The sequence below is a fragment of the Streptomyces sp. Alt3 genome (assembly GCF_030719215.1).
GTDB classification, from domain to species: Bacteria; Actinomycetota; Actinomycetes; order Streptomycetales; family Streptomycetaceae; genus Streptomyces; species Streptomyces glycanivorans.
The window spans coordinates 5,709,194-5,731,857 of the sequence record NZ_CP120983.1; the positions used below are offsets into that span (position 1 = coordinate 5,709,194).

Here is a 22,664-nt window from a genome sequence, read left to right on the forward strand (position 1 = left end):
GACCAGACTAGTTCGGTCGCTATGTCGCTCATCAGCGTTCACCGCAGCCTATGAATATGCGACGGCTGAGGGAAAGACCAAAAGACTGGTCGTCTTCCGGGACGTAGCCGTTTTGATGCGGCTCCGGGGTGAGATACAGCGTTTCGGTGGGGAGGTAGAAATCGTGGGCGCGACGCCAGTCGGCTGCTCTGCCGAAACCGCGCCTGACCATTCGCGCCACTTCCTCTTCGGTCCTGCGGTCGATGAGCATGCGGTAAAAATCCGATTCGAAGAGGTGGGTAACAGACCGACGTACGGGAAAGACCCGCACGAGGACGGCCGTAGGTGCAATTCCTCGGATCTCAGCACCGATGTTCGTACGGCGAAATCCGTAGGGGCTGTTCTGAAGCATGGGAGAACTCCCGTAAGCGCAGGGTCCGCCGTGCGGAAAAATCGTATCTTCGGGAGCGGAGTCAGGCAGCTACGACGTGGAGCAGGGGCGTGCCCTGCCCGGCCTGAGACTTTCGGTAGCGACGGGCGAGTTTCAGCAGATACTCGTGCGTCACGCCAAGCCCGCGGGCGACGGCGGCAGCGTCCAGTGAGGGATCAGTGGCGAACCGCGCAATCACCGCGTCCCGGGCGGGCTTTGTCAGAGGTGAGGTGCACCCTCTAAGGGCGCCTTCTACGGCTTTCTCGGTGTCCCGGTCTTGCCAAGCACGCCGCAACTCTGAGCGCTCCGAAGCCAGAAGGCCGCCCCGAATGCCGTACTCGTCGTCATCCTTGAGGGATTCCACCAGGCACCGGGCAGCGACGGCCACAGGGCATGACGCGCAGAAATTGCGAGGACGATTGAGGGAGATTCCCAACTTGGCTTTCACCACGTCGGGGTCTTCCCGCGGGCCGTCTGCGAGAGGGACGAACATGTTGATGTCCTGGTTGGCGCATCGGGCAGATTCGGCCCAGTGCTTACCCGGAGCTCTCTTCGACTCCTCCAGGAGGGGCAGCCAGTTTCCCTGGTGCACAGCCTTGATAAGGCTGGATATGTCAGTGCTCATTTGTGTCTCGCGATGTTCGCAGCGCCGCGAATTGTTCCATCGGGCGCGAGAGGAGATCAGGAACGCTTACGAGAGCGCTTGGACGGCTGAAGCGCCATCAGTACCGACTCGTCATCCCTCTGGGTCCTTGCGCCAGGGCTGACGAAGTGCATATCGGAAATCGCGTGGAGGTCGTCCTCCGTGAACTGCACGAATTTCCCGAACTTCCGGTGCGGGAGCGTCGATATACGCTCACGAAGCCACTTCTCGGGAATGTTCAACCGTTCAGCGGCTTCGCTGTACCCGATGTGCAGACGCTTGTCGCGGGACTCCGTAGCCTGACTGCCCAACAAGGCGTCCAGGCCGCCGGCCTGAGCCAAGAGACCGACCATGGCCGCGAGTCCCTGCAAGTCCACGGCCGGGCCCGCGTTCGCCGGTGCCACGGCCGCCATCACGCCTCCAGCCCGCGCAGTTCGGCGGTCCGCAGGTCGAAGGCATGCCCGCCGGAGGCCGCCCATCCGGCCTGGGGGAACGAGCGAATGATCCACCGGGCGATGGTCAGCGCCTTCGCCCGAGGGACACGAAGGGTTCGTCCACGGGCGTTCACGGCGGTCAGCCCGAGGTGGGGCCACAGGGTTCGAGGCCCCTGAAGTCGAACTTGTACGACAGCGGCTTCCGGCAGCATGGACGACAGTTGCGCCGCCAGCCGTTCGGCCGGGCCCGAAGGGATCTCCACCTTCGGGTTGCAGCCCGTAGTAGGGGACATGCGACACTCCTTTATGTGGTACGCCGCTCCGTCGTGCCGTGCGAAAGGACACGGAGTGGCCGTGCGAGTGACCAGCGCCCTTGTCGGGGGCCGCGGATCACGAGCTGTCTGGCGTCCGAGAGGTGCGAACTCTCGGACGCCGATGGCGTTTTGAGGGAGGAACCGCGCCCGAGTGATGCGCGGTAGCCCCTCTCCACCAAGTCGGTCCACGATGCGAACCGCAGGTGTGCGAAGGCTGAGAGGGGTGCGAACCCCCTCGTTTTTCGCTAAGATGAAACTATCTTGGTTCGCATCAAAAGTCAACAGTCCGAGGATTCCTCGGGTCACCCAAAAAACGAGGTCCGATGCCAGCTCGCCGTTTCGACAGAGAACGTGTGCGTGCGGTACGTCGAGCCGCCGACGTCTCGCAGGCCGACGTGGCGTCCGCCCTCGGTGCTGCGGACTCGACCGTGGCGGGGTGGGAGTCGGGAGCGACGACACCCGATCAGGAGAAGTTGCCTGCTCTCGCCAGGGTGCTGAACCGGGGTCTGGACGACCTGTTCCCGCGCGAGGGCTTGCCCGATCTGACCGACCTACGGTGCGACGCTGGCCTCTACCGGTACGAGACGCGGGCGGTCATCGGAACCAAGAGCGATGGGCCGGTGGCTGGAGCTGAGCAGGGCGTACGACGGCTCAAGGACCGGTACGTCCCTCTCCTGGCGGCTGCATATGGGGTGACCGAGGACGAGCTGAAGCGCGCCCAGGACCGGTCTTTCGGAGAGGCTGACGAGGACGCCGCCGAGGCCGAGAAGGTGCCGGAGACGCTGGCAGAGAAGATCACTCTCCTGCTGGAGCGCTCCTATCCGGGCAGAAGCGCTCCGGGGGATCAGGAGATCGCGGACTCGGTGAACGCCTACGCGGGCTCCCAGGTCACATCGGCCGAGGACATCGAGGCCCTGCGGACGGGTGGAGATGACGCACCGGTGCCCGTGGTCCTCGAAGGTCTGGCCAACTTCTTCGATGTCTCCAAGCTGTACTTCGAGCCGAACGAGTCCGTCGCCCGGCAGGTCTATGAAGGACTCCGCCTCATGTCGGCGGCCAAGCAGGGCAAGGTGGGCCGAGTCCGGGCCCGCGGACTGAGCGCCGAGGGCCTGCCGGCCGATGTCCTCTCGATCCTGAACGACCTCGCCAGCGAGCTGGACAAGAAGGCCGGCCCAAGCACCAACAACTAGTGCCGCACCAGGCGACGTTCGCCCTGGGATCTGGTGATCGTCAGGGCGTATAGGTGAGCAGGGTCAACTGCACGCCGAGCTGATGTTCTGGCTCACCGTGCGGGACACCGTCCGCGCCGAGGAACAGATAGAAGTACTGCGTCGTCAACGGCCTCGACCGCGAAGTCTCGCCCGCAGCGGAGCCGCTCAGGGCCCCAGCAGAGTAGAAGTGCGGCAGCCACTTGGGGCCCACGATCGCTTCCACCCAGGCCCGCGCCTCCCCCGGGTCGACTTCCTGGCGAGTGCCGAGCTGCTTGTGCCGCGCGGCGACCGACAGTGTCAGCACAGCCCCTTCCCGGCCAGGACGGTCCAGGAGTACGGCCTGGTCGATGATGTCCCCGACGATGGTGAGGACGGCATGCCGGTCGATCACCGAGCGCACCGGTCCGAAGCGGTGCGGCACCGTCTTTCCCTCCGCCCGCAACTGCTCCAGCACGTCTTTGGGCAGTACAGAGGCCAGGCCGCTATCAGCCGGCTCCGTAGAGAACAGGTTCCGGCGAAAGCGCCGCAGCTCATCCTCCTGCTTACGCAATACAGTACGGATATCCACAGACATGCCGTCTACCGTACAAGCCGACCTAATACGCATCTAATCGCCAATTGTTCCTGGAGTGGCACTGGTGCCCTGTTCCCCGGACCCGCGAGGGTCAGGAAACAGGGCACCAGGGTGAGGTTCTTACTGTCCCGTGCTGTTCGGTTCGTGGCGCACACCGGAGGCGAACACGGTTTGGACTCCGCTCAGTGCGGAGAGATCCGCGAGCGGGTCACCGTCCACCAGGAGGAGATCCGCTCGGAAGCCGGGAGCGACCTTCCCCGTGATCTCGCCCAGGCCCAGGGCAGCAGCCGCTTGCGACGTCGCCATGTCGATGATCGAGGCGTTCGACAGCCCCAGGTGCGAGTAGAACGACAGGGCCTGAGCAAGCCCGTCGAAGCCGGCACGCTGTACGCCTGCATCTGTCCCCGCGATCAGGCGGACTCCGGCGTCGGCCATCTGCCGCACCAGGTCGAACATCGCGTTGGCGCGCTCCTCGCCGAAGAAGCGCGGGAGCATCTGCCAGTGCGGGCTTACGGCAGGGCAGACGGTGATGTCCTTCGCGATGATCTGCTGAACCACGTCGGGCCGGAAGTCCAGGCCATCGCTCGACATCCAAGTGCAGTGCTCGATGGTGTCGACGCCGGCCTCTACGGCTGAGGCGATGCCGTCGGCACCGTGCGCGTGGGCCGCGACAGGGACGCCCGCTTTGTGGGCTTCCTCCACAAGGGCGGCCAGTTCCTCCGCCGTGAACTGTGACTGATGGCTCCTGGGGCCGTCCTTCGTGAGACCGCCGCCGGTGACCATTGCCTTGATGACGCCTGCCCCGGCCGCGAGGTTGCGCCGTACGAGCTCGCGGATCTCGGTTTCGCCGGAGACTTCGCCGCCGAGGAAGTGGCAGTGTCCGCCCACGGTGGTGGCCGGGGTGCCCGCGGAGACGATCCTCGGTCCTGGTGTGCGCCGATCGCTGATCTCCGCAGCCAGACGAAGCGCCAGTCCGCCGCGGTCGCCGAGATCGCGGACGGTGGTAACGCCACTGCGCAGGAGCTGTTCGCTGCGCCGCCGCATGTCCTCGAACAGGGCTTCATCCGTCGAGCCCTGGAGGGTGGACACAGGGTCCGGCCCGCCATCGAAGGCCAGGTGAACGTGAGCGTCGATGAGCCCCGGCAGCACGGTTCCGCCGAACTCGAATCGAGGCACGTCGGCCCCGGCCCGCTCCTCGATCTCCTTGCGCGGCCCGACGGCAGAGATCGAGTCGCCCTCGATGAGAACGGCACCGTCTTCCAGATAGGTCCCCGAGTCGACGAGCACTCGTCCACCGGTAATCAGCATCGTGACTCCTTGATCTTGCGAGGTCATGCGGCTGCGCGCAGTTCGTCGGATACCGCAATCAGTTGTTTCACATCCGACTCGCGGTCGCTCCCCAGCGCCATCGCGAGTGGGACCGCGCGGCGGGGCGCGGGGACTCCCTTCTCGATCCGAGCGGAGGCCCGGCGGAGACGGGCGGCAAGCTCGGCGGAGTCGAGGTTGAGGACTGTGCTGTCGTCACCCTCGTCCAGCAGGTACGGGCTGATGTCCACCAGGCCGTCGCGGCACTCCATGATGCGGCGGTGGTAGCGCCGGTGCACGCCACGGGCCCGCCATCGGTCCAGTGGAGCAGGGGATGCCGGCCTCAGCACGTTGTCCGGATATGCCTCCGCCAGCAGCTCCCACAGAGGCGAGAGGCGACGATGATCACGCCGGTGTCGAAGCCAGAGTCGTAGGGAGGAGATTCGCGCTCGGGCTCCGGAGTAGGTGACACCTGCGGCGAACAGCAGGATTGATGCGACCAAGAGGAAGGCCACGGCCACCATAAGGGGGTGTGGCACGTCCACATCTGCTGAGCGGACGGCGACGATGACGGCTCGAATCGCGCACGCTACGGCCATCGCTCCCAGGCCGACGGCGGTCATCCAGAGCCCGGTGGAGTGCGGGCGTCGGGACATGCGGGCGTATTGGCGAGTCCACCGGAACGCCATGCCGAGGGCGTACATGAGGTAGAGGCCAGCGCCGCCGTAGAAGAAGGCGATCTGGGGAATCGTCATGTCGGCTGTGCTGAAGCTGCCGGCGAAGACCTCGTGTGGCACCGATACCGCAGCCACGGTGATCGCGACTGCGACGATTCCGACGAGTACGGCTTCCTTGCGTGCCCGCCGACGTCCCGCTTCTTCGTCAGCGGCGGAGTAGAGGTAGAAGCACATGAGGAAGTAGACCGTCAGGAGCAGCAGCACGTTCTGGATCAGCTTCGCCGTGCCGTGGCCGGCGACGGTGTCGACTCCGGACGCACCGCCGGGCATCGCTACGGGATACGAGAGCGCAGCGCAGAGCAGGCAGAGGGTGACCGCGCGAAGAGGTGCGTCATGCGGGCTTCGCTTCCACTGGTAGAGCTTCCAGACCAGTGCGGTCAGGAGCCCCAGGAGCAGGAGTTCCACGAGTTACAGCCATCCTCGCCGGTCGCCAAAAGCCGCCTCGACCCGACGCAGGGCGGGGTCGTCAGCCGGAGGAGTGGCGTTTGCGAGCAGGGCCGACCACTCCAGGATGATCGTCGCCACGAGTTCGACGGAGCACTCCTCGCCGTCGTCGTACGAGCAACGCTGGGCGACACGCTTGATCGCCTCGGTCCCGAAGACCGGCAGCAGGGTGGCCCACCCCTCCACGTCGACGGCCGCCGCGTCTTCGTCAGGGGCGGTATCTGGCGTATCCGTCTCCACCTCGCGGGCGGAGTCCTCGGCTGCCCTCTCGTTCTCCGCCACGAGGATGTGTCCGACCTCGTGCAGGATGATCCCATCCTGGTGCAGCTCGGTCGTCTCCTGCTGGTAGAGGATCACGTCGTAGGTGTCGTACTCCGCCCACATGCCCGAGGGGCCGGGCTTGGGCAGCGGAGCTGCACGCAGAAACAGCGGGCGCCCGCGCCGTCGGCTCAGCTTCTCGCAAAGGTCGTGAACGTCGAGCGGGGGAGTCACCCCGAGGTCTTGCAGCTCCCGCCGAATCAGACGGTGCAGATCCTTCTCCACCGTCCGGGCTGTGGCTGTACGCCAGCGCCCAAGGCGACGGCGGTTGACTCCGTCCTGAGCGGGAACCTTGGGCTCCGACGTGTCTCGACCACTCTTATCCAACCACACTGAGTAATACCTCCAACCGGCTCTGATGGCTCCCCCGAGCCGGGCGACACCGCGCCCATGTCGATGACGACCGGCTCCCGGCGCCGGAACCGACCGCGGTCGGTGCTCCTGCGCCCCACCAGACCCCCTCGCAGGGGAAGGGATGCCAGGGCATCCAGGGCTTCCCGCCGCTCTCGGATGTCACGTATGCGAATACGCGCTGACATCCCGAGCGGGGCTGCCCCGTGGAGCTCCCGGGAACCTCTTTGGACAGTACGTGACGCTTCAGGCAAGACATGGCCTGAAGAACATGATCGATTCGTGTAGACGGCAGGTAATTTCGACCGGTCAAAGTGACGTAAAACAACCTTGTTCAATCCCGTACGAGCCTCTGAACTGCGTTTTTAATGTCTGGCGTGAACGGATCAACTTTTGCGAGTCGATGGGCGACTCCGTTATCAAGCTGAGACTTTAGGTCAGGCGAGGGGGCGCGCAAACGGCGGCGAAGTGGACAAAATGGCTGACGGGAAGGGGTGTGGCGGCGGTCACTCTGGGGCAGTTCGGGCAACTGAGGCGTTTACGCTTTCAGCCATGTCGAACGCGATATCCACCCAGCCGGATAGTTACCTGGAGTTCTGGAATGAGTACCATCTGTGCACATTGACCACGCTGCGGCCCAATGGGCGACCGCATGTCGTGCCCGTCGGTGTGACGGTGGATGTCGACGCTGGAATGGCCCGGGTTATCACCCGCAAATCGAGTCGTAAAGTGGCCAACATTCTCGCGGGTGGGGGCGAAGCCCGCGTGGCCCTGTGTCAGGTCGACGGAGGCCGGTGGGCCACCCTCGAAGGGGTGGCGGAGGTGTGTACCGACGACGATGTGGTCGAAGACGCGGTTGCCCGTTACGGAAAGCGATATGGCCGTACGCCGGCTCCGGACCCGGAGCGGGTCGTCATCCTGGTCTCGGTCGAACGGGTGTTGGGCCAGACCTTGGGCGCCCGACCCCAGCCAGCCCAGGCCGCTGCGTAGCGTCGAGCGATCCACGACATAGGCATATGCACACCCTGTGCCGCCGAGTCTTCAGGGCACCGGGCTCAGCGGCTTGGGCTGGCACCATCTCCTGTGCGCGCTCAGCGACTTGCATGGGTAACCCACGGCACTTGGTCAAGGAGACGAATCTCTTTTTCGCCACGGACACCGTGCTGGGCATGTTGCCTGAATCGCTGGCCGGTGTCCTGACCGGGCGCCCATCGGGATCGCTTCCTCGTTCGCCCGAGGTCGGCTCTGGGACCGATGATGCTACGGCGACCGCTACGGCAGTGCATTCAATCTGCCGATCCAACAAAGTACCGAGCAGTTGGAGCTCGGCGACCGGCTGCTGTTCACCGACGGCATCACCGAAGCCCGCGCGTTCAGCGTGGAGCCCTTCATCGACTTCATCATCCGACACCACACCGACAACCTCCCCGTGGACGAGACGCTGCGCTGTCTCAAGGACGCCGTCATGGACTACCACCAGGGACGACTGGAGGACGACGCCACCGTCCATGTCTGCGAATGGCACGGCCCGCGCGCCTTTGATGGGGCTCCTTGAAAATCCCCACCACCCACTCGGGGTGAGCCAAGACCTGCTCGATGGATCTCCCCACTCACGACGGTTAGAGCGGGGCCGCCGCATCACCGTGACCAATAGGCGCGAGTTCAGGGGGCGAGCAGCGGACCGAAAGTCTGCTGTGCGATCTCCTCGGCCTGCGCCTGGGTGACTACACGGCCGGGGATACCCGGGTGACCGTTGATCCAGGTTTGGGCGGAGGCGGTGGAGGTGAAGAAGTTCAGCGCGTCGCAGCATGCGGTAGCCGCGGGCCCGCCGCCTGGTCGCTGACCGACGAACACCACCGCGTCTTCCGGCTCCCAGGTGGCCGCCTCGCCCCGGGTCGTGATGGTGACCTGCTCGCCATTCACCGGGTCCGAGGAAGTGATCACCGCATCCGCTTCCAGCATGGGGGGAATTCCGAGTGCGTCGATCGCGCACATGGACCACACTTTTACACCGCCATCGATCTGTACGCGGTGGCGGGTCGGTACGGCGCAGAAGGGGTACGCCGCGTGGATCTGCCCGGCCTCGTCCAGGGTCAGGAAGTCCTCGGCGGCCAACTCGGCCAGCAGCTCTCTGGCCGTCCGGCCCGCCTGTTCGGCTACCGGCTCCAGCACCTCGGGACCGGGGGCCGTCCCGGTTTCGGCGAAGTACCGCAGCACCGCCTGGTGCACCGCCCGCAGGCCCTGCTCGGCGGGTGCACGGCGTCCCCGCCCGGCCCGCCCGACCGCATCGAGAGCGTCTCTCTCACAGCAGTCCACCGGTGCGGCAGCGCTCACCTGGCTGGCACCGGTGAGGGCCTCGCGCAGCGCGGCCACGCTGGGGGCGCCGGTAACTTCGCCGCCGGCGTCCCGGTACAGGCGGCACGACACGCTCGGCACCGCCCCGGCTGACGCGAAGGGGTCCACGCCGTCTAGAAGGATTGTCGGCGAGCCGTTCATCCCTCGCGTGGCGGCCTGGTCCGGGTCGTGGATCTCGACCAGTTCCGTCTGCGCCGCCCGCCCCGCCAGGGCCACGGTGATCCGCTCCAAGGCCAGTGGGGCGTTCGGGCACTCCGGAACCGTCAGCACCGTGATCCGCATCCTGCTCACCCTCCCAGCTCATCATCCTGCCCCGATGCTAGACCTTCCAGCGCACTGGAAGGTCAAGCAGTAACGTGGAGGCATGCGCATCGGCGAGCTCGCGGCGGCCAGCGGGCTGACCACCAAGACCATCCGCTTCTACGAGCAGACCGGCCTGATGCCCGGCCCGCCCCGCACCCCGAGCGGCTACCGCGACTACCCCGAGCAGGCGAAAGCCCGGCTCGACTTCATCCGCGACGCCCAGGGGGCCGGCCTCAGCCTCGCCGAAATCCGGTCCGTCCTCGCCCTGCGTGACGGAGGCCAGGCCCCTTGCGCACACGTCACCGCGCTTATCGACCAGCACCTCGCCGACATCGAATGCCGCTTGGCCGAACTGACCGTCACCCGCGAGGCACTGCGCGGGCTCGCCCGGCGTGCCGCCGCTACCGACCCCGCCGCCTGCACCGAGGACGAGATCTGCACCATCCTCGCCCCAGCCGACGACCCGAAGGTCGATCGTTGAAACTCCCCACTTCGTTGAACCCCCGGAGCGAGTGAGGCGAGGAGCATCCCTTGCCGTTTCCAAGGATTCCCATCGCCTTGACAGGGCGATACGCAGAAGGGCGGGTTGCCCGTCTGGCCGGGGAGCCCTGGGGCCGTCAGCCGAGGGCCTGGAGCAGTTCGTTGCACGCTTGTTCGCAGGAGTGACAGGTTTCGGCGCACAGGCGGCAGTGTTCGTGCATGCTGGCGTGTGAGGAGCATTCGTCGGCGCAGGCTCTGCACGCGGTGGCGCAGGCGGTGAGCATGGCGCGGGTGACGTTGGCGTCGTAGCCGGTGTGCCGGGAAAGTACGGACGCGGTGGCGTTGCAGATGTCGGCGCAGTCCATGTCGGTGCGGATGCACTTGGTGAGATCGCCGACCATGCCCTCCGATAGGCAGGCGTCCGCGCACGCGGTACACGCTTGGGCGCAGGCGATGCATTCTTCGATGCAACGGGTGAGCTTCTTGCGGTCGACGTCGCCCAGGTCGGCCGGGTATGTGGCGAGCATGTCCTTCACGGTGGTGGACATAAGGATGCCTCTGTCTCTCCGTGGGACCGGCGGATCCGGTTGGTCGCCTCGCGAGTCCCCGGTATACCTCCAGCTAACTCCCATCAGCGCGAACGCGCCCGGCGCATGTGAGGTGCACCGGGCGCGTTGCGGGTAAGAGGTCAGTGGTAGGCGTGGACGACGGCGTGGCCCTTGCCGCGCCCGATCATCCACTTGTTCACCGGCGTCGTGATCAGGAACGCGACGACGAATCCGCCCAGGAGCGCCGACCAGAACAGCCCGTCCGACAGGTGGGCCTCCATCGCGCCGGGGGTCAGGGCGATGATGCCGTTGTCGACCAGCTCCATCACGGCGATCGAGACGGTGTCGGCGGCCAGTGCCACCTTGACTGCGCTCTTGAGGTCCAGGCCCGCCCGGAGAACCGCGAACAGCGTGAACGAGTAGCCGAAAAGGAACGCCAGCGAGATTGCCAGGACCATGGTCTCCACGTTGCCCCACAGCAGCGCGGTGCCGATCACCATGCCGAGGATCTCGCCGATGGCGCAGCCGGTCAGGCAGTGCAGGGTGGCCTTCGCGGCCATCGGCCAAGACGCGCCCTGCGCGTACTTTCCGTGGTGATCGGCGTGCGCGTGGTGGCCCTCGTGGGTGGCCGGGTCGTGTCCGGTGCCGGTTCGGTGAGTGCTGTGGTCCATGACCTTCATCCCCATTCCCGTCCAGTGTGGTCCGTTCGCCGGGCTCCACATATCAACCGTATACCCCCTAGGGGTATTCCTCTAGTGGTCTTCTGCCGCCTGTGTCGACTGGTGGAGGATCTTCCAGGTGCGCCCGGCGTCGCTGGAGTGATAGATGGTGTCGGTGCTGTCGGCGGCCAGCAGCCGCTGCGTGGTCACTGCGGTCAACACGGTGGGAACACCACCGCCGGGAAGGCGGCCGTGCTCGGTCCAGTTGCGACCGCCTTGACTGCTGAGCACGCGGCCGTCCGCCGCGAGGGCGACGAGCATGCCGGGCCCGGTTGCGTCGACGGCGATGAGGGCGGGGGCACCGGGAACGGCGTCGAAGGTGCGCCCGCCGTCTGTGCTGCGCTCAAGGCCCTTTCCCGTGGCGGCCCACACCGTCTCGGGGGTTTTTCTGTAGGCGGCGAGGTCGAGAAGCGGCTGTTTGGCGCGCTTGTTCCAGGTGCGGCCGTGGTCGGCGCTGGCCCACAGTCGACCGCTCTGGCTGTCGAATCCGTAGAGGGACGCGCCGGCCTGTTGGAGGGCGTGGAAGTCTGCCTCACCTTCGGCGGAGAGGGTCTTCCAGGTGCGGCCAGCATCGGTGCTGCGGATCAGGCCCAGGTGGGGCGAGCGGGCATCCGGGTCGGTCGGGGAGGGGTGGCCGCTGGCCAGAAAGGTGGACGGACCGGTGACGGTGAAGCCCATGGTGTCCTGGTAGCGGTCGGCCGCCCGAACCGCCTCGCCGTCGCTGAGGCGGAAGACTCCGAGATGGCCCGCGGCATAGACGGTGCCGTCGGCCGGGTCGACGCCGAGGCCGTGCAGATGCCCGGTCCCAGGATCGGCGGCCGGAGTGCCGGCGTCCGTTTCGGGGCCGGTGCAGGCGGCGAGCAGCAGGGAGGCTGCGGCCAGAAGCGCGGCGCGCCCGCGGCGCCGGGGTATGTGTACGGAGGCGATCACGTGCGATCCAAGCTGTTGAGGGGAAGCCGAAGGCGGATGGGGCTGCACGGGCAAGGGCGGACGTCGGTGGGCGCCCGCCCCTGCCGAGGTGCGGTCAGTTCTTGCCGAGCAGCTCGTTCATCTGGGTGATCTCGGCTGTCTGGGACGTGATGATCGCGTCTGCCATCTTCTTGGCCGGCTCGTAGGAACCGTCGGCCTTCTCGGTCTCGGCCATCGATACGGCACCTTCGTGGTGCTTGATCATCATCTCCATGAAGGCGGTGTCGAACGCCTTGCCCGAGGAGTCCTTGAGCTTGTCCATGTCCTCGGCCGTCATCATGCCGCTCATGCCGTGCTCGGAGTGGTCCATGGCACCTTCCGCGGGCACCTCCTCGCCCCACGAAGTCAGCCAGCCGGACAGCGTCTTGATCTCCGGGTCCTGGGCCTTCTTGATCTGCTCGGCGAGCGCCTTCACCTCAGCCGACCCGGCCCGGGACGGCGCGAGGTCGGCCATCTCGACCGCTTGGCGGTGGTGGGGGATCATCCCCTTGGCGAAGGCTACGTCGGCCGCGTTCTGCTGGCCCTGTGAGGCCGACGCCGAGGCAGACGGGGACTCCTTGCTGTGCCCGTCGTGTCCGGCCGAGCTGTCACCGTTCCCACCGCAGGCGGCGAGGACGAGGGCGGCGGCTGCCGAAGCGGCCACAGCGGCGGTACGACGGACGAGGGATCGCTTGCTGGTCATGGTGCAACTCCTTGTGCGCGCGGCTGTTGCGCGGCGGCGCGCGAGGGATCTGGGATGAGGGCGTACGAAGGCGCGGCACCGGTCCCGGGAACATCCGGGCATCGGGGTGCCGTGCGGGCCGCTCTATATCCGCAGGAGTTGCAGCTCGGACAGGTCGGGAGGCGCTCGGCAGCCTTCGGCGAGCCGCGCCGTGCCCGCCACCGGAGTGCAAGCGGCAGGCGTGTCCATGAGGGCGCTGGTCAGTGCGGGCGGCGCGTACGCGGAGCCGATTCCGGCCGCCGCGCATGTCCCGTCCGCGTGGTCGAGATGGTCGTTGCCGCCGTCTGTGTGGGAGCACCCACTGCTCAGGTGCGGTGCGTCGGCCACTTGAGCCATCGCCATCTCGTGCGTGGCATCCGATCGGCCTGCCGGTGCCCCTCCGGGGCCCAGGGCATGCATGCCGAGCAGGCCGGTCAGCACGGCCAGCATGAGCAGCACGAACAGCCGCCCGGTGGGGCGGCGGCTGGATCCTGTGCTGCCGGTCATGCGCCCATCCTATGAGCAGCTGCCCACGAACCGCTTACTGGCCGGCCGGATGCTACGGCAAGAGCCGGGGCGAGGGCGTGACGGGCGGCTGGACTCTGCCTGGGCGGCGCGACGCCGCTCGCACCGCGAGCTGCTCACACCGCCCTTCACCAGGACGCGACCAGGCGGGTCAGGGTGCGGTGTTCGCTGACTCGTCGGCGGTGCTTGACCGTTCTGCGGGATGCGCCGCCGTCGAGAGACGCTCTCAGTCGGCTGACCTCTCGCGGAGATGGTCATTGCTGCCCGTCTGTGGTCCGCAACGCCGCCAGGACGGTTGCCGTCAGAACGTCGGGGGCCGCCGCGCTGGTGAGCCGCCCCGCCTGGACTTCGCCCGCAGCGGCGTGCATCAGCTGATAGACGACGGTGACCAGCCAGTCCGCCGACAGGTCCCTGCGGATCGCGTCTTCTTGCTGACCGCGCAGGATCAGGTCGCGCACGGGGCGGAGGATGCGGTCGTGTCGGCCGCGAATGACATCCGGGGGTAGAGCCGCCGCGGCGGCTGCGAAAGCGGAGAAGTTCCGGTCGAGCACCTGCCAGGACGAGCGCATCAGCCGCGCCAGTGCCTCATCGGCGAGCCCGACGTCACCCGCTTCGGCGTCGAAAGCGTGAACGGCTTGCGCGACGGAGCGCTCCAGTGCTGCCTCGAGGAGGCTCTCGCGTGTGGGGAAGTGGGAGTAGAGCGTCACCCGGCTCACCCCCGCCGCTCGTGCGACGGCCGCCATGCTCGACTGCGGGTCCACCAGCAGGCACTCCACCCCCGCGTCGATGATCGCTGTCGCATTGCGCTCTGCGTCCGCCCTCCGACGGGGGGAACTCTCGTCCGCCATCGGCACCTCCGTTGAAGTAGTCGTCGGCGCCAAACTTTACAGTGCTGTTCACATTCGGTCGAGCGGCGCGTACCTTATCCCTGACAGAAGTGTAAAGTTTAGGGAGATCCTCCGTGGACCCACGGCACACCACATCGGCGTCACAGCACGTGCACCACCCACACGAGGGGCCGCCGTCGCCTGTTCACCGGCATCGCTGGTGGGTGCTCGCTCTGCTCTGCCTCGCACAGTTCATGCTGATCGCTGACGTGACGGTGGTGAACGTTGCCCTGCCCACGATCGGTGCCGAACTCTCCCTCTCCGGCTCCGCGCTGACGTGGATCGTCACCGCGTACACGCTGTTCTTCGGCAGCCTCCTGCTCCTGGGCGGACGCCTCGCGGACACCCTGGGCAAACTCCGCATGTACCTCGTCGGACTGTCCCTCTTCACCGCCGCCTCCCTCGCTTCGGGCCTTGCCGCGAGCGGTCCTGCACTCATCACCGCACGATCCGTCCAGGGCGTCGGGGCGGCCCTCCTTTCCCCGGCCGCGATGGCGCTGGTCACCGTCCTGTTCGACGGCCCCGCCCGGCACAAAGCCCTCGGTCTCTGGGCGGCGATCGGCGGCGCGGGCGCCGCCGCGGGCGTGCTGCTCGGCGGGGTACTGGTGTCCGGACCCGGCTGGGCGTGGATCTTCTTCATCAACATCCCCGTGGGCCTGTTCGCCCTCGTCGCGGTACCGGCGCTGCTCGGTGGGACGCACCGCGCGGCAACTCCGGCCCCTTCCCGTAAGCGCCTTGACCCGCTGGGTGCTCTGACCCTGACCACGGCCCCCGCTCTCCTGATCTACGGCCTCGTGGAGTCTCGCGACCGAGGCTTCGACACCGCCCACGTCTGGCTACCCCTGGTTGGCGCGGCTGTCTTCACCGTCGCCTTCTTTGCCGTGGAACGCCGCGTCGCGGTGCCGCTCGTACGCCTGGAAGTTCTCGCCCGGCGCAGCCTGCTCGCCGGCGCGCTGGTGATGCTGGCCGCAAGCGGCCTGCTCATCTCCGCCTTCTTCCTCAACTCCTTCTACGTCCAGCACATCCTCGGCGAGAACGCCCTCACCACCGGACTGGCCTTCCTCCCCGTCGCCGTCGCCGTCACCCTGGGCGCCCACCTCGGCGGAACAACGGTCGGCCGCATCGGCTGGCGCCTCACCGCAGTGGCGGGATTCGCCCTGACAGCGCTGGGCGCACTCCTCCTCGCCGGCCTCACGGCCGACAGCGGACTGTGGACGGGCCTCACCCCGGGCTTCTCTCTCATGTCCTTCGGCCTCGGCACCACCTTCGTCTGCGCCACCACCGCCGCCATGAACGGCCTCGGCCACCAGGACACCGGTCTGGCGTCCGGCCTTGTCACCACCGCACACGAACTCGGCGCCGCCCTTGGAGTCGCCGTCATCGCGATGGTCGCGGGGGCGAGCCTGGAAGGGGCGGGCGACCTGAGCGGCTACGCAGCCGCCTTCACGACATCCGCCGTCATCGCCGTGGCTGCGGGGATCTCCGGCTGGTTCCTTCTTCCCGCCGGTCGGCCGGACCTCTCGCAGGGCCGCGTTATGGCGCACTAAACCAGCACTAAACCGTCGATCGTCGCTGCACAGCGGGTCGGCGCATGATCAGCATTCGCCGGTGGGCTGCACCGAACGCGGCCGACCAGGTGGCGGCGGGCGCGCGAACCCCTCTGGGCGGAAGATCGGGCCTCGCCCTCGCGGAGGACCCGTCCTTTCGATGCGACCTGCGCGGTATACGCATCCCGTCCGTGAGCCTCCGCTGCGTCGCCGAAGCGGTCAAGATCCATGAGGTGGACCTATCCACCCGGCGTCTGGGGGTCAGTTGCAGCAGGTTGGGTCGTCTGGCCGGAGCGCCGACCATCGGTCGGAGGCTCGGCTCGCGCGTACCACCAGTCACTGGTCCGAGCGTCACCCCCACGAGTCCGCACCCTGGATGGATGTCCCATCGGGTCAGCCGGTGAAGTGCCACTTGCGCCCAACGGGAGGGGGGTACGCAGGTCATGGCCTGTTCGAGCAGCTCGGCTGGGGCGCGTAGGCGGCGAGAGTGATCTGTGCGATGAACTCCGGGGCCTGTTCCGCGGTCATGGCGCCGCTCCTGACGTCCGCGGCCGTGCCCTTGAGGACGTGGTGGAGGGCGCTGGCCAGCCAGGCGGCGGGAAGGTCGTCACGGAACGCGCCCTGTGCCTGCCCTCGCACGATGAGTTCGCGCACACGCTGTTCGGGTCCGGCGTGCAGTTCATGGATGCGTCCGGGAGGCAGGACCTTCTGAGCGGCCTCCAGCATCGCACCGGACTGCGCGATGAGCAGCCAGCTGGAGTCGATGAGCTCGCGCAACGACTGGGCCGGCTCGCCCGTCAGGTCCAGCCCGGACAGGACCTCTTCGCCGCGTTCCAGCAGATGTGCCAGGGCGGCTTCGACGAGACCCTCCCGGGAGGGGAAGTGGCCGTAGAGGGTGACTCGGCCGACGCCCGCGGCCTGCGCGATCTGTACGACGCTCGCGTCGTGGTTGCGGCTGAGGCAGTCGATGGCCGCGTCCAAGATCTTCTCGACGCTGTGCTGCGCGTCGGCGCGACGCGCTCCTGGCCGTGTCGAGCGAGGCATTTCACTCCATAAGTCGAACAGGCTTGTACGAGTTATAGTAGCGTCCATAACTCGTACAAGCCTGTTCGACTTACCTGCAAGGGGGCAGACCGTCGTGAGCGAAGCAGAGATCTCCACCAGTCCCACCCGCACACCGGATCCACGTCGGTGGAAGATTCTTGGCCTGGTCGGCGTCGCGCAGCTGATGCTCATCCTGGACGTCACGGTCGTGGCCATCGCGTTGCCGCACCTGGGAGCGGACCTCGGTCTGGAGCGCGAGGCGCTGACCTGGGTCGTGAGCGGGTACACCCTGGCCTTCGGAGGTCTTCTCCTGCTGGGGGGCCGGGCTGCGGACCTGTTCGGCGCGCGGCGCCTCGTCCTTCTCGGCCTCGTACTGTTCGCCGGCGCCTCCCTGCTGGCGGGTCTTGCGGAATCGGGAGGCATGCTGCTCGCCGGCCGGGTGATCCAGGGCCTCTCCGCGGCCATGCTGTCCCCGGCGGCCCTGTCGTTGGTCGTGACGCTCTTCGAGGGCGAGGAGCGCAACAAGGCCCTGGGGATCTGGTCGTCCCTCGGTGGCAGCGGCGCCGCCCTGGGCGTGCTGCTGGGTGGCCTGCTGACCGCGGGGCCAGGCTGGCCGTGGGTGTTCTTCGTCAACGTCCCCGTGGGCTTGGCGCTGGTCGTCGCACTGAGGGCCTACCTGCCGCCACAGCGGCGTGCCACCTCGGGGCGCCTGGATGCCGTGGGCGCGATCCTGGTCACCGCTGCCACCGGCACCCTGACCTATGCGCTGATACGCGCCGGCGACAAGGGGTGGATCACCATGGCGACGGCGGGTCTGGTGGTTGCGGCTCTGCTGCTGTACTGGGCCTTCGCGGCCTGGCAGCGGCGGACGGCGACGCCTCTGATGGACATCCGCCTTCTGACGCGTCGGCCGGTGGCCACGGGCACGCTGCTGATCCTGGTGGCCACAGCTCTGATGATCATGGTGTTCTTCCTCGGCACCTTCTACCTCCAGGACCACCGCGGACACGGGCCGCTGGCAACCGGCCTGTTCTTCCTGCCCGTGGCACTGGCAACCATGATCGGCGCGAACGCCGCCGGCCGCGTCATCGGGCGGACCGGATCCAGGACGCTGGGAGTGGCGGGCCTGCTGGTCGCCGCCGCCGGGATGACTGCTCCCGCCCTGTGGGAGAACACGGCAGCCACGGTTGCGGGTATCGCGGTGGCTGCCGCGGGCACGGGAGTGCTCTTCGTGGTCGCCTCCGCCACTGCGCTGGGCCAGATCGAACCGCACGAAGCGGGCCTTGCTTCGGGCATTCTCAGCACGTTCCACGAGTTTGGCGCATCGCTGGGAGCTGCTGTGGTCTCAAGCATGGCCGCAGCCGGTATCGCCGGAGGTGACGCAGCTGCTTTCGCCCCCGGGTTCGCCGCGGGCGCGGTCGTCGCTGCCGTAGCCGCGCTCCTGACCTTCTTCCTGACCCCGAAGAAGCCTTCCCCGTGACCAGGCACGGCGCTTGAACCGACGGCAACCACGCCCCTGCGGGTCCCTAGGAGAGCCCGCCCGGGCACTCGCTTTCCGCCCCTGCGCGAGCTCTTGCTCCGTCTGCGCCACCCCTCGGTGACCGGTCAGTCCGCAGGCCGGCGGGAGGTCGATAAGGACGCAGGTACGAGTCGGCACTGCGGATCGCCTGGTGATCAGCTCCGACCAAGGCCGTACCTTCTGCCTGCTTGCCGAGCGCCGGAGGCGCATGCGGCCGAACGACCGGTCGCTGACATCCTGGTGGCCCTCGTATCGGGCAAAGAGACATAGCTGAACAGCTGTTGACGGGCGGGCCTGGGCACCCGGGGCCGCCTGCCGCTCCCCGGAGTGGGCGGTGAGGCCCGGCTCCGTTGCACGACTAGCAGACCGTTCGGTACTCCAAGGCAGTCGTGAGCGCGCCGATGGGTGGCGCCCCAGGCCGGGTGTGACGCACGTCCTATTTTTGCGCTCGTCTCGGACCCCTCACGGAAGCCGTCGTCTGCTCATCACCTGTGCTGTTGCCGATACGCGTGTCCGGACAGGACCGTCTGTTCGGGCTCTGTTCGAGGCCGGGGCGGCGAATGGACGGCAGCATGAGCGACTAGGATCACGGCATGGTCACGGCTTGGTCGTCTCCCCGTGTGGCACGGGCCCGCTCGTCAGCGGGTCCGCTGCGCATGCTGTGGGTGGCCGTCACGCTGTTCACCTTCGTATACGCGCACGGGGTGAGCCAGGAAGCGGTCAGCGCTCACCTGGACGCTAGCGTGACTGCGTCCGCTGTGGACGTGGGCCACGGCCTCGCTGTCGAGGACGGGCCGGCTGATCACCATGGTGGTGAGCATGACGGCTCGTCTCATACGGCTGCGGAGTGCGTACCCGGTCAGCCGCAGCAGGCACCGACTCTGGATGTCCCGAGCCTCTGCGCCCTGGTCGTGGCAGACGCTCCTGCACTGCCGCGACCTACTCCGATCGCCTTCGGTGACGTCGCGGCAGCCAAGCAGTTGCCGAGCACGTCGATAAGAGCCACAGTCCTGCAGATCTAGCACCGGCGACCTTCCCCGGCCTTCCACGCCTTCCCGTGTGACATGACTTCGGGCAGCCCTCTGCGGCTGTGGGCGCGATGAGGCCGGTCGTCGCTGTCTCTCTCCTTGCTCCGACGCGCCGCGTTGTGTCGCGAGGCAGGTTCCTGCGACGTCGCCCCTGCCATGGAACGTCCCGCCCGCCGCTGCGCTGCCCTTGGGGCGCGCGACGGCCGCCTGCGGAGGAACTGTGCCGTCCCCCACCCGTATTCGCCGACGTCCCGTGATCGCACCGGTACAGCAACGGCTCATGGCCCTGCTCCTGAGCGGCTTGCTCCTGAGCATCCTCGGCTGTGCGCTACCGCTCCACGAGCCCAGCGATGCTCACGGCGTGCCCCGCGCGGTCTCGGCTGCCCAGCAGGGCGTTGAGCAACTGCCGCACGCTGCCGCACCCGCTGACTCGTCCTGCTCGCCGGCCGGCGCGGACACCGCTGTGGTCGCCGGCCAGCAGACGCGTACGCCGACGTCCGCCGCCACCGCCCCCGAAGCGACAACGGGGTGCTCGCCGTCAGCTGACGCCGGCGTTCGGCAGGCACAGGTGGCGGTGCCAGGAGCTGGCTCAGGCCGAGAAACCTTGTGTTCGCTCTGCCGGTGGCGGAGGTAGGCCGCCTCTTCCCGCCGCAGCATGCCGCGGCCGTCGCTCCGCCCGTGGGACCGGATCACCGGTTCGGGGCCGGGCGGCGTGCGAGAGACCAGTACCCGACGCGCCATTCACCGAATGATGAGGGCCGACTGATGCACTCTCCGAACGTCACCCATCCCCCCAAGCCCGGCCACGCCGCCCTGTCCGGCCTGGTCGGCAACACGCCGCTCCTGCACGTCAGCGAGCCCTTCGCTCCGGTCGGACGGGGGTTCTGGGCGAAGCTGGAAGGCTTCAACCCCGGCGGCATAAAGGACCGCCCCGGTCTGTACATGGTCGAACGCGCCCGAGCCCGTGGCGATCTGAAGCCCGGAGCGCGGATCATCGAGTCCACCAGTGGCACCCTCGGCCTCGGCCTGGCCCTGGCGGGCATGGTCCACGGCCACCCGGTCACCCTGGTCACCGACCCGGGCCTGGAGATGTCCATGACCCGGCTGCTCACCGCTTACGGCGCCCAGGTCAACGTTGTCTCCGAGCCCCACCCCACCGGCGGCTGGCAACAGGCCCGCCGCGACCGCGTCACCCAACTCATGAAGCAGTACCCGGATTCCTGGTGCCCGGACCAGTACAACAACCCCGACAACACCACGGCCTACACGCCGCTCGCGCTGGAACTGGCTACCGAGCTCGCTCACATCGACGTTCTGGTGTGCAGTGTCGGTACCGGCGGCCACTCTGCAGGCGTCTCCCGGGTGCTGCGGCAGCTCTACCCGGATCTGAAAGTCGTGGGCGTGGACACCGTCGGCTCCACGATCTTCGGCCAGCCCGCCCGGCCACGGCTGATGCGCGGGCTCGGATCCAGCATCTACCCGCGCAACGTCGCCTACGACAGTTTTTCCGAAGTGCACTGGGTCGCCCCGGCCGAAGCGGTGTGGTCCTGCCGTCAGCTGGCTGCCTCGCACTACGCGACCGGCGGATGGAGCGTCGGCGCGGTCGCCCTGGTCGCCGGATGGCTCGCCCGCGAGATGCCCGAGGACACCCGGATCGCGGCGATCTTCCCCGACGGGCCTCAGCGCTACCTCGGCACCGTCTACGACGACGACTACTGCGCGGCCCATGGTCTGCTCGACAGCCCGCCTGCTGCCGAGCCCGACGTGATCGGCCGCCTGGACGAGAAGGAAGTCACCCGATGGGCCCGGTGTACGAGCGTGGTCGACCCGCTCACCCTCAGCAGCGACGACGTGCGTGACCGGACCGGTGCAGGGGAGGCGCGGTGAAGAGCACCCTCGCGCAGGTCCGCACCTACGAGCGCAGTGTCCAGCTGTTGATGGTCAACCAGTTCACCATCAACCTCGGCTTCTACATGCTCATGCCGTACCTCGCCACCCACCTGGCCGGGCCCCTCGGGCTGGCCGGGTGGCTCGTCGGTCTGATCCTCGGTGTCCGCAACTTCAGCCAGCAGGGCATGTTCCTGGTCGGCGGGACCCTGGCCGACCGGTTCGGGTACAAGCCGATGATCATCGCCGGTATGGTGCTGCGCATCGTCGGCTTCGCGACCCTAGGGCTCGTGGAGTCGGTCCCCGCGCTGATCGCCGCCTCCGCCGCCACCGGTCTGGCTGGTGCGCTGTTCAACCCGGCCACCCGCGCCTACCTGGCGGCGGACGCGGGGGAACGGCGAGTGGAGGCGTTCGCGCTGTTCAACGTCTTCTACCAGGCCGGAATCCTCCTCGGCCCGCTGGTGGGAATGGCGCTGACCGGCATCGACTTCCGCGTCACCTGTCTCACAGCCGCCGGGATTTTCGCGGTCCTGAGCATCGTGCAGATCCGGGCTCTGCCCGCGCGCAGGGCCGACGACACGAAGTCCGGGGCGGACAGCCGCCGGGGTGTCCTGGTGCAGTGGCGCGGCATCCTGGCCAACCGGCCGTTCCTGCTGTTCTCGCTCGCCATGGTCGGCTCGTACGTCATGACCTTCCAGGTCTATCTCGCGCTGCCGCTGGAGGTGCGACGTCTGGGCGGCGAGGGCCAGTTCGGCACGGCTGCGGTGGCGGTGCTGTTCGCCGTGTCCGGGCTCAGCACCATCCTGGGCCAGACGCGGGTGACTGCCTGGTGCAAGGCCCGTATGGAGCCCGGCCGCGCACTCGTGTGGGGCCTGCTGGCCATGGGGCTGGCGTTCGTACCGCTGCTGCTGGCCACGGCTGTGCCGGTTCCGGACGGCGGGCTTGGCCTGTGGCTGCTTGCCGCGGTGCCACCCGCGCTGTCCGCACTGCTGCTCGCCCTGGGCACGATGATCGCCTACCCGTTCGAGATGGACACCATCGTCCGTCTCTCCGGCAACCGCCTCGTCGCCACCCACTACGGCCTGTACAACACCATCTGCGGTATCGGCATCACCGTCGGGAACCTCCTTACCGGAGCCGCCCTTGACGCTGCCCGCAACGCCGGGATGTCCGCGCTGCCGTGGATCGTCCTGTCCCTGCTGGGCCTCGGCTGCGCAGCAGCGCTGTACGGACTCGACCGCACCGGCCGCCTCGCAACGCCAAAGTCCGCATCCGAGTCCGTACCTGCAACCGCCTGACCCGAACGGTCGTGGCAAGTGCGGGGGAGGCCGGGTGCCACCCGACCTCCCCCGCACCGGGTCGACCCCCCACCTCGGGGGCACTGATGTGCCCCCTGCCCAGCCGGTTACTGCG

At 67.8% G+C, this 22,664-nt stretch carries 24 protein-coding genes; 8 read left to right on the forward strand and 16 right to left on the reverse strand.

Annotated features, from left to right (window positions below):
• Nucleotides 1-31: 31 nt before the first annotated feature.
• The 4 genes from P8A20_RS25100 to P8A20_RS25115 form a co-directional block, all read right to left on the reverse strand.
• Nucleotides 32-391, reverse strand: coding sequence for a hypothetical protein (locus P8A20_RS25100; protein ID WP_146224080.1), 360 nt, complete (start codon nt 389-391; stop codon nt 32-34).
• A gap of 61 nt (nt 392-452) precedes the next feature.
• A complete protein-coding gene (locus tag P8A20_RS25105; RefSeq protein WP_109879055.1) occupies nt 453-1,034 on the reverse strand; it encodes a WhiB family transcriptional regulator in 582 nt (193 codons plus the stop codon).
• Nucleotides 1,035-1,090: 56 nt separating this feature from the next.
• Entirely contained in the window at nt 1,091-1,465 is a 375-nt protein-coding gene (locus P8A20_RS25110) for a helix-turn-helix domain-containing protein (protein WP_236054992.1), read from the reverse strand.
• Complete coding sequence (locus P8A20_RS25115; protein WP_236054990.1) at nt 1,465-1,779, reverse strand: transcriptional regulator; 315 nt, start codon at nt 1,777-1,779, stop codon at nt 1,465-1,467. The genes P8A20_RS25110 and P8A20_RS25115 overlap by 1 nt, the downstream gene beginning before the upstream one ends.
• Before the next feature lie 374 nt (nt 1,780-2,153).
• Between P8A20_RS25115 and P8A20_RS25120 the strand changes: the two genes are divergently transcribed.
• Nucleotides 2,154-2,990 (forward strand): helix-turn-helix transcriptional regulator, encoded by an 837-nt coding sequence (locus P8A20_RS25120; RefSeq protein WP_258310502.1) that lies wholly within the window; start codon nt 2,154-2,156, stop codon nt 2,988-2,990.
• Between the two features lie 40 nt (nt 2,991-3,030).
• Here the strand turns inward: P8A20_RS25120 and P8A20_RS25125 are convergent, their stop codons facing one another.
• The 4 genes from P8A20_RS25125 to P8A20_RS25140 all read right to left on the reverse strand — a co-directional run bounded on the left by P8A20_RS25125 (nt 3,031) and on the right by P8A20_RS25140 (nt 6,614).
• A complete protein-coding gene (locus P8A20_RS25125; protein WP_109879057.1) occupies nt 3,031-3,585 on the reverse strand; it encodes a hypothetical protein in 555 nt (184 codons plus the stop codon).
• 120 nt (nt 3,586-3,705) lie between these two features.
• Nucleotides 3,706-4,893 carry an amidohydrolase family protein gene (locus P8A20_RS25130; protein ID WP_109879058.1) on the reverse strand — a complete coding sequence of 396 codons (1,188 nt, stop codon included), beginning with the start codon at nt 4,891-4,893 and terminating at the stop codon, nt 3,706-3,708.
• A 23-nt stretch (nt 4,894-4,916) separates the two neighbouring features.
• On the reverse strand, nt 4,917-6,032 hold the full coding sequence (locus P8A20_RS25135) for an MAB_1171c family putative transporter (RefSeq protein WP_109879059.1): 1,116 nt from the start codon (nt 6,030-6,032) through the stop codon (nt 4,917-4,919).
• A 3-nt stretch (nt 6,033-6,035) separates the two neighbouring features.
• Complete coding sequence (locus P8A20_RS25140; RefSeq protein ID WP_109879060.1) at nt 6,036-6,614, reverse strand: hypothetical protein; 579 nt, start codon at nt 6,612-6,614, stop codon at nt 6,036-6,038.
• Between the two features lie 678 nt (nt 6,615-7,292).
• Between P8A20_RS25140 and P8A20_RS25145 the strand changes: the two genes are divergently transcribed.
• Both P8A20_RS25145 and P8A20_RS25150 read left to right on the forward strand, forming a co-directional pair.
• Complete coding sequence (locus tag P8A20_RS25145) at nt 7,293-7,730, forward strand: TIGR03618 family F420-dependent PPOX class oxidoreductase (protein ID WP_109879061.1); 438 nt, start codon at nt 7,293-7,295, stop codon at nt 7,728-7,730.
• 307 nt (nt 7,731-8,037) lie between these two features.
• Nucleotides 8,038-8,295 carry a SpoIIE family protein phosphatase gene (locus P8A20_RS25150; protein WP_371934442.1) on the forward strand — a complete coding sequence of 86 codons (258 nt, stop codon included), beginning with the start codon at nt 8,038-8,040 and terminating at the stop codon, nt 8,293-8,295.
• A 107-nt stretch (nt 8,296-8,402) separates the two neighbouring features.
• On the opposite strand, the gene P8A20_RS25155 is transcribed toward P8A20_RS25150, so the two are convergent.
• Nucleotides 8,403-9,377: an alkylmercury lyase family protein gene (locus P8A20_RS25155; RefSeq protein ID WP_107414842.1), complete on the reverse strand. Its 975-nt coding sequence runs from the start codon at nt 9,375-9,377 to the stop codon at nt 8,403-8,405.
• 82 nt (nt 9,378-9,459) lie between these two features.
• Here P8A20_RS25155 and P8A20_RS25160 point away from each other — a divergent pair, with 82 nt between their 5' ends.
• A complete protein-coding gene (locus tag P8A20_RS25160) occupies nt 9,460-9,879 on the forward strand; it encodes a heavy metal-responsive transcriptional regulator (RefSeq protein ID WP_107411328.1) in 420 nt (139 codons plus the stop codon).
• Nucleotides 9,880-10,015: 136 nt separating this feature from the next.
• Here the strand turns inward: P8A20_RS25160 and P8A20_RS25165 are convergent, their stop codons facing one another.
• From P8A20_RS25165 to P8A20_RS25190, 6 genes are all read right to left on the reverse strand, one after another.
• Entirely contained in the window at nt 10,016-10,426 is a 411-nt protein-coding gene (locus P8A20_RS25165) for a four-helix bundle copper-binding protein (RefSeq protein ID WP_107411327.1), read from the reverse strand.
• Between the two features lie 140 nt (nt 10,427-10,566).
• Nucleotides 10,567-11,097 (reverse strand): DUF4396 domain-containing protein, encoded by a 531-nt coding sequence (locus P8A20_RS25170; protein ID WP_107414841.1) that lies wholly within the window; start codon nt 11,095-11,097, stop codon nt 10,567-10,569.
• Between the two features lie 81 nt (nt 11,098-11,178).
• The gene (locus tag P8A20_RS25175; RefSeq protein WP_107411326.1) at nt 11,179-12,075 is read right to left on the reverse strand and encodes a F510_1955 family glycosylhydrolase; all 897 of its coding nucleotides are present in this window, start codon (nt 12,073-12,075) and stop codon (nt 11,179-11,181) included.
• Between the two features lie 94 nt (nt 12,076-12,169).
• A complete protein-coding gene (locus P8A20_RS25180) occupies nt 12,170-12,796 on the reverse strand; it encodes a DUF305 domain-containing protein (RefSeq protein ID WP_055643673.1) in 627 nt (208 codons plus the stop codon).
• Between the two features lie 123 nt (nt 12,797-12,919).
• Nucleotides 12,920-13,321, reverse strand: a complete 402-nt coding sequence (locus P8A20_RS25185; RefSeq protein ID WP_107411325.1) for a DUF6153 family protein — start codon at nt 13,319-13,321, stop codon at nt 12,920-12,922.
• Between the two features lie 272 nt (nt 13,322-13,593).
• A complete protein-coding gene (locus tag P8A20_RS25190) occupies nt 13,594-14,187 on the reverse strand; it encodes a TetR/AcrR family transcriptional regulator (RefSeq protein WP_055643675.1) in 594 nt (197 codons plus the stop codon).
• A 203-nt stretch (nt 14,188-14,390) separates the two neighbouring features.
• Here P8A20_RS25190 and P8A20_RS25195 point away from each other — a divergent pair, with 203 nt between their 5' ends.
• A complete protein-coding gene (locus P8A20_RS25195; protein WP_258310652.1) occupies nt 14,391-15,773 on the forward strand; it encodes an MFS transporter in 1,383 nt (460 codons plus the stop codon).
• A gap of 441 nt (nt 15,774-16,214) precedes the next feature.
• Here the strand turns inward: P8A20_RS25195 and P8A20_RS25200 are convergent, their stop codons facing one another.
• Entirely contained in the window at nt 16,215-16,817 is a 603-nt protein-coding gene (locus P8A20_RS25200) for a TetR/AcrR family transcriptional regulator (protein ID WP_107411324.1), read from the reverse strand.
• Nucleotides 16,818-16,911: 94 nt separating this feature from the next.
• On the opposite strand from P8A20_RS25200, the gene P8A20_RS25205 reads away from it, so the two are divergent.
• The 3 genes from P8A20_RS25205 (at nt 16,912) to P8A20_RS25215 (ending at nt 22,549) form a co-directional block, all read left to right on the forward strand.
• Nucleotides 16,912-18,297, forward strand: a complete 1,386-nt coding sequence (locus P8A20_RS25205; RefSeq protein ID WP_055643678.1) for an MFS transporter — start codon at nt 16,912-16,914, stop codon at nt 18,295-18,297.
• A 1,832-nt stretch (nt 18,298-20,129) separates the two neighbouring features.
• On the forward strand, nt 20,130-21,251 hold the full coding sequence (locus P8A20_RS25210) for a PLP-dependent cysteine synthase family protein (protein WP_055643680.1): 1,122 nt from the start codon (nt 20,130-20,132) through the stop codon (nt 21,249-21,251).
• The gene (locus tag P8A20_RS25215; protein ID WP_107411322.1) at nt 21,248-22,549 is read left to right on the forward strand and encodes an MDR family MFS transporter; all 1,302 of its coding nucleotides are present in this window, start codon (nt 21,248-21,250) and stop codon (nt 22,547-22,549) included. Before P8A20_RS25210 ends, P8A20_RS25215 begins: the two co-directional genes overlap by 4 nt.
• The last annotated feature ends 115 nt before the right edge of the window (nt 22,550-22,664 follow it).

Coding starts and splice junctions, on each gene's coding strand:
- P8A20_RS25100 (WP_146224080.1), bottom strand. CDS start 391: ATGCTTCAGAACAGCCCCTACGGATTTCGCCGTACGAACATCGGTGCT.
- P8A20_RS25105 (WP_109879055.1), bottom strand. CDS start 1,034: ATGAGCACTGACATATCCAGCCTTATCAAGGCTGTGCACCAGGGAAAC.
- P8A20_RS25110 (WP_236054992.1), bottom strand. CDS start 1,465: ATGGCGGCCGTGGCACCGGCGAACGCGGGCCCGGCCGTGGACTTGCAG.
- P8A20_RS25115 (WP_236054990.1), bottom strand. CDS start 1,779: ATGTCCCCTACTACGGGCTGCAACCCGAAGGTGGAGATCCCTTCGGGC.
- P8A20_RS25125 (WP_109879057.1), bottom strand. CDS start 3,585: ATGTCTGTGGATATCCGTACTGTATTGCGTAAGCAGGAGGATGAGCTG.
- P8A20_RS25130 (WP_109879058.1), bottom strand. CDS start 4,893: ATGCTGATTACCGGTGGACGAGTGCTCGTCGACTCGGGGACCTATCTG.
- P8A20_RS25145 (WP_109879061.1), top strand. CDS start 7,293: ATGTCGAACGCGATATCCACCCAGCCGGATAGTTACCTGGAGTTCTGG.
- P8A20_RS25155 (WP_107414842.1), bottom strand. CDS start 9,377: ATGCGGATCACGGTGCTGACGGTTCCGGAGTGCCCGAACGCCCCACTG.
- P8A20_RS25160 (WP_107411328.1), top strand. CDS start 9,460: ATGCGCATCGGCGAGCTCGCGGCGGCCAGCGGGCTGACCACCAAGACC.
- P8A20_RS25165 (WP_107411327.1), bottom strand. CDS start 10,426: ATGTCCACCACCGTGAAGGACATGCTCGCCACATACCCGGCCGACCTG.
- P8A20_RS25170 (WP_107414841.1), bottom strand. CDS start 11,097: ATGGACCACAGCACTCACCGAACCGGCACCGGACACGACCCGGCCACC.
- P8A20_RS25180 (WP_055643673.1), bottom strand. CDS start 12,796: ATGACCAGCAAGCGATCCCTCGTCCGTCGTACCGCCGCTGTGGCCGCT.
- P8A20_RS25185 (WP_107411325.1), bottom strand. CDS start 13,321: ATGACCGGCAGCACAGGATCCAGCCGCCGCCCCACCGGGCGGCTGTTC.
- P8A20_RS25190 (WP_055643675.1), bottom strand. CDS start 14,187: ATGGCGGACGAGAGTTCCCCCCGTCGGAGGGCGGACGCAGAGCGCAAT.
- P8A20_RS25200 (WP_107411324.1), bottom strand. CDS start 16,817: ATGCCTCGCTCGACACGGCCAGGAGCGCGTCGCGCCGACGCGCAGCAC.
- P8A20_RS25210 (WP_055643680.1), top strand. CDS start 20,130: ATGCACTCTCCGAACGTCACCCATCCCCCCAAGCCCGGCCACGCCGCC.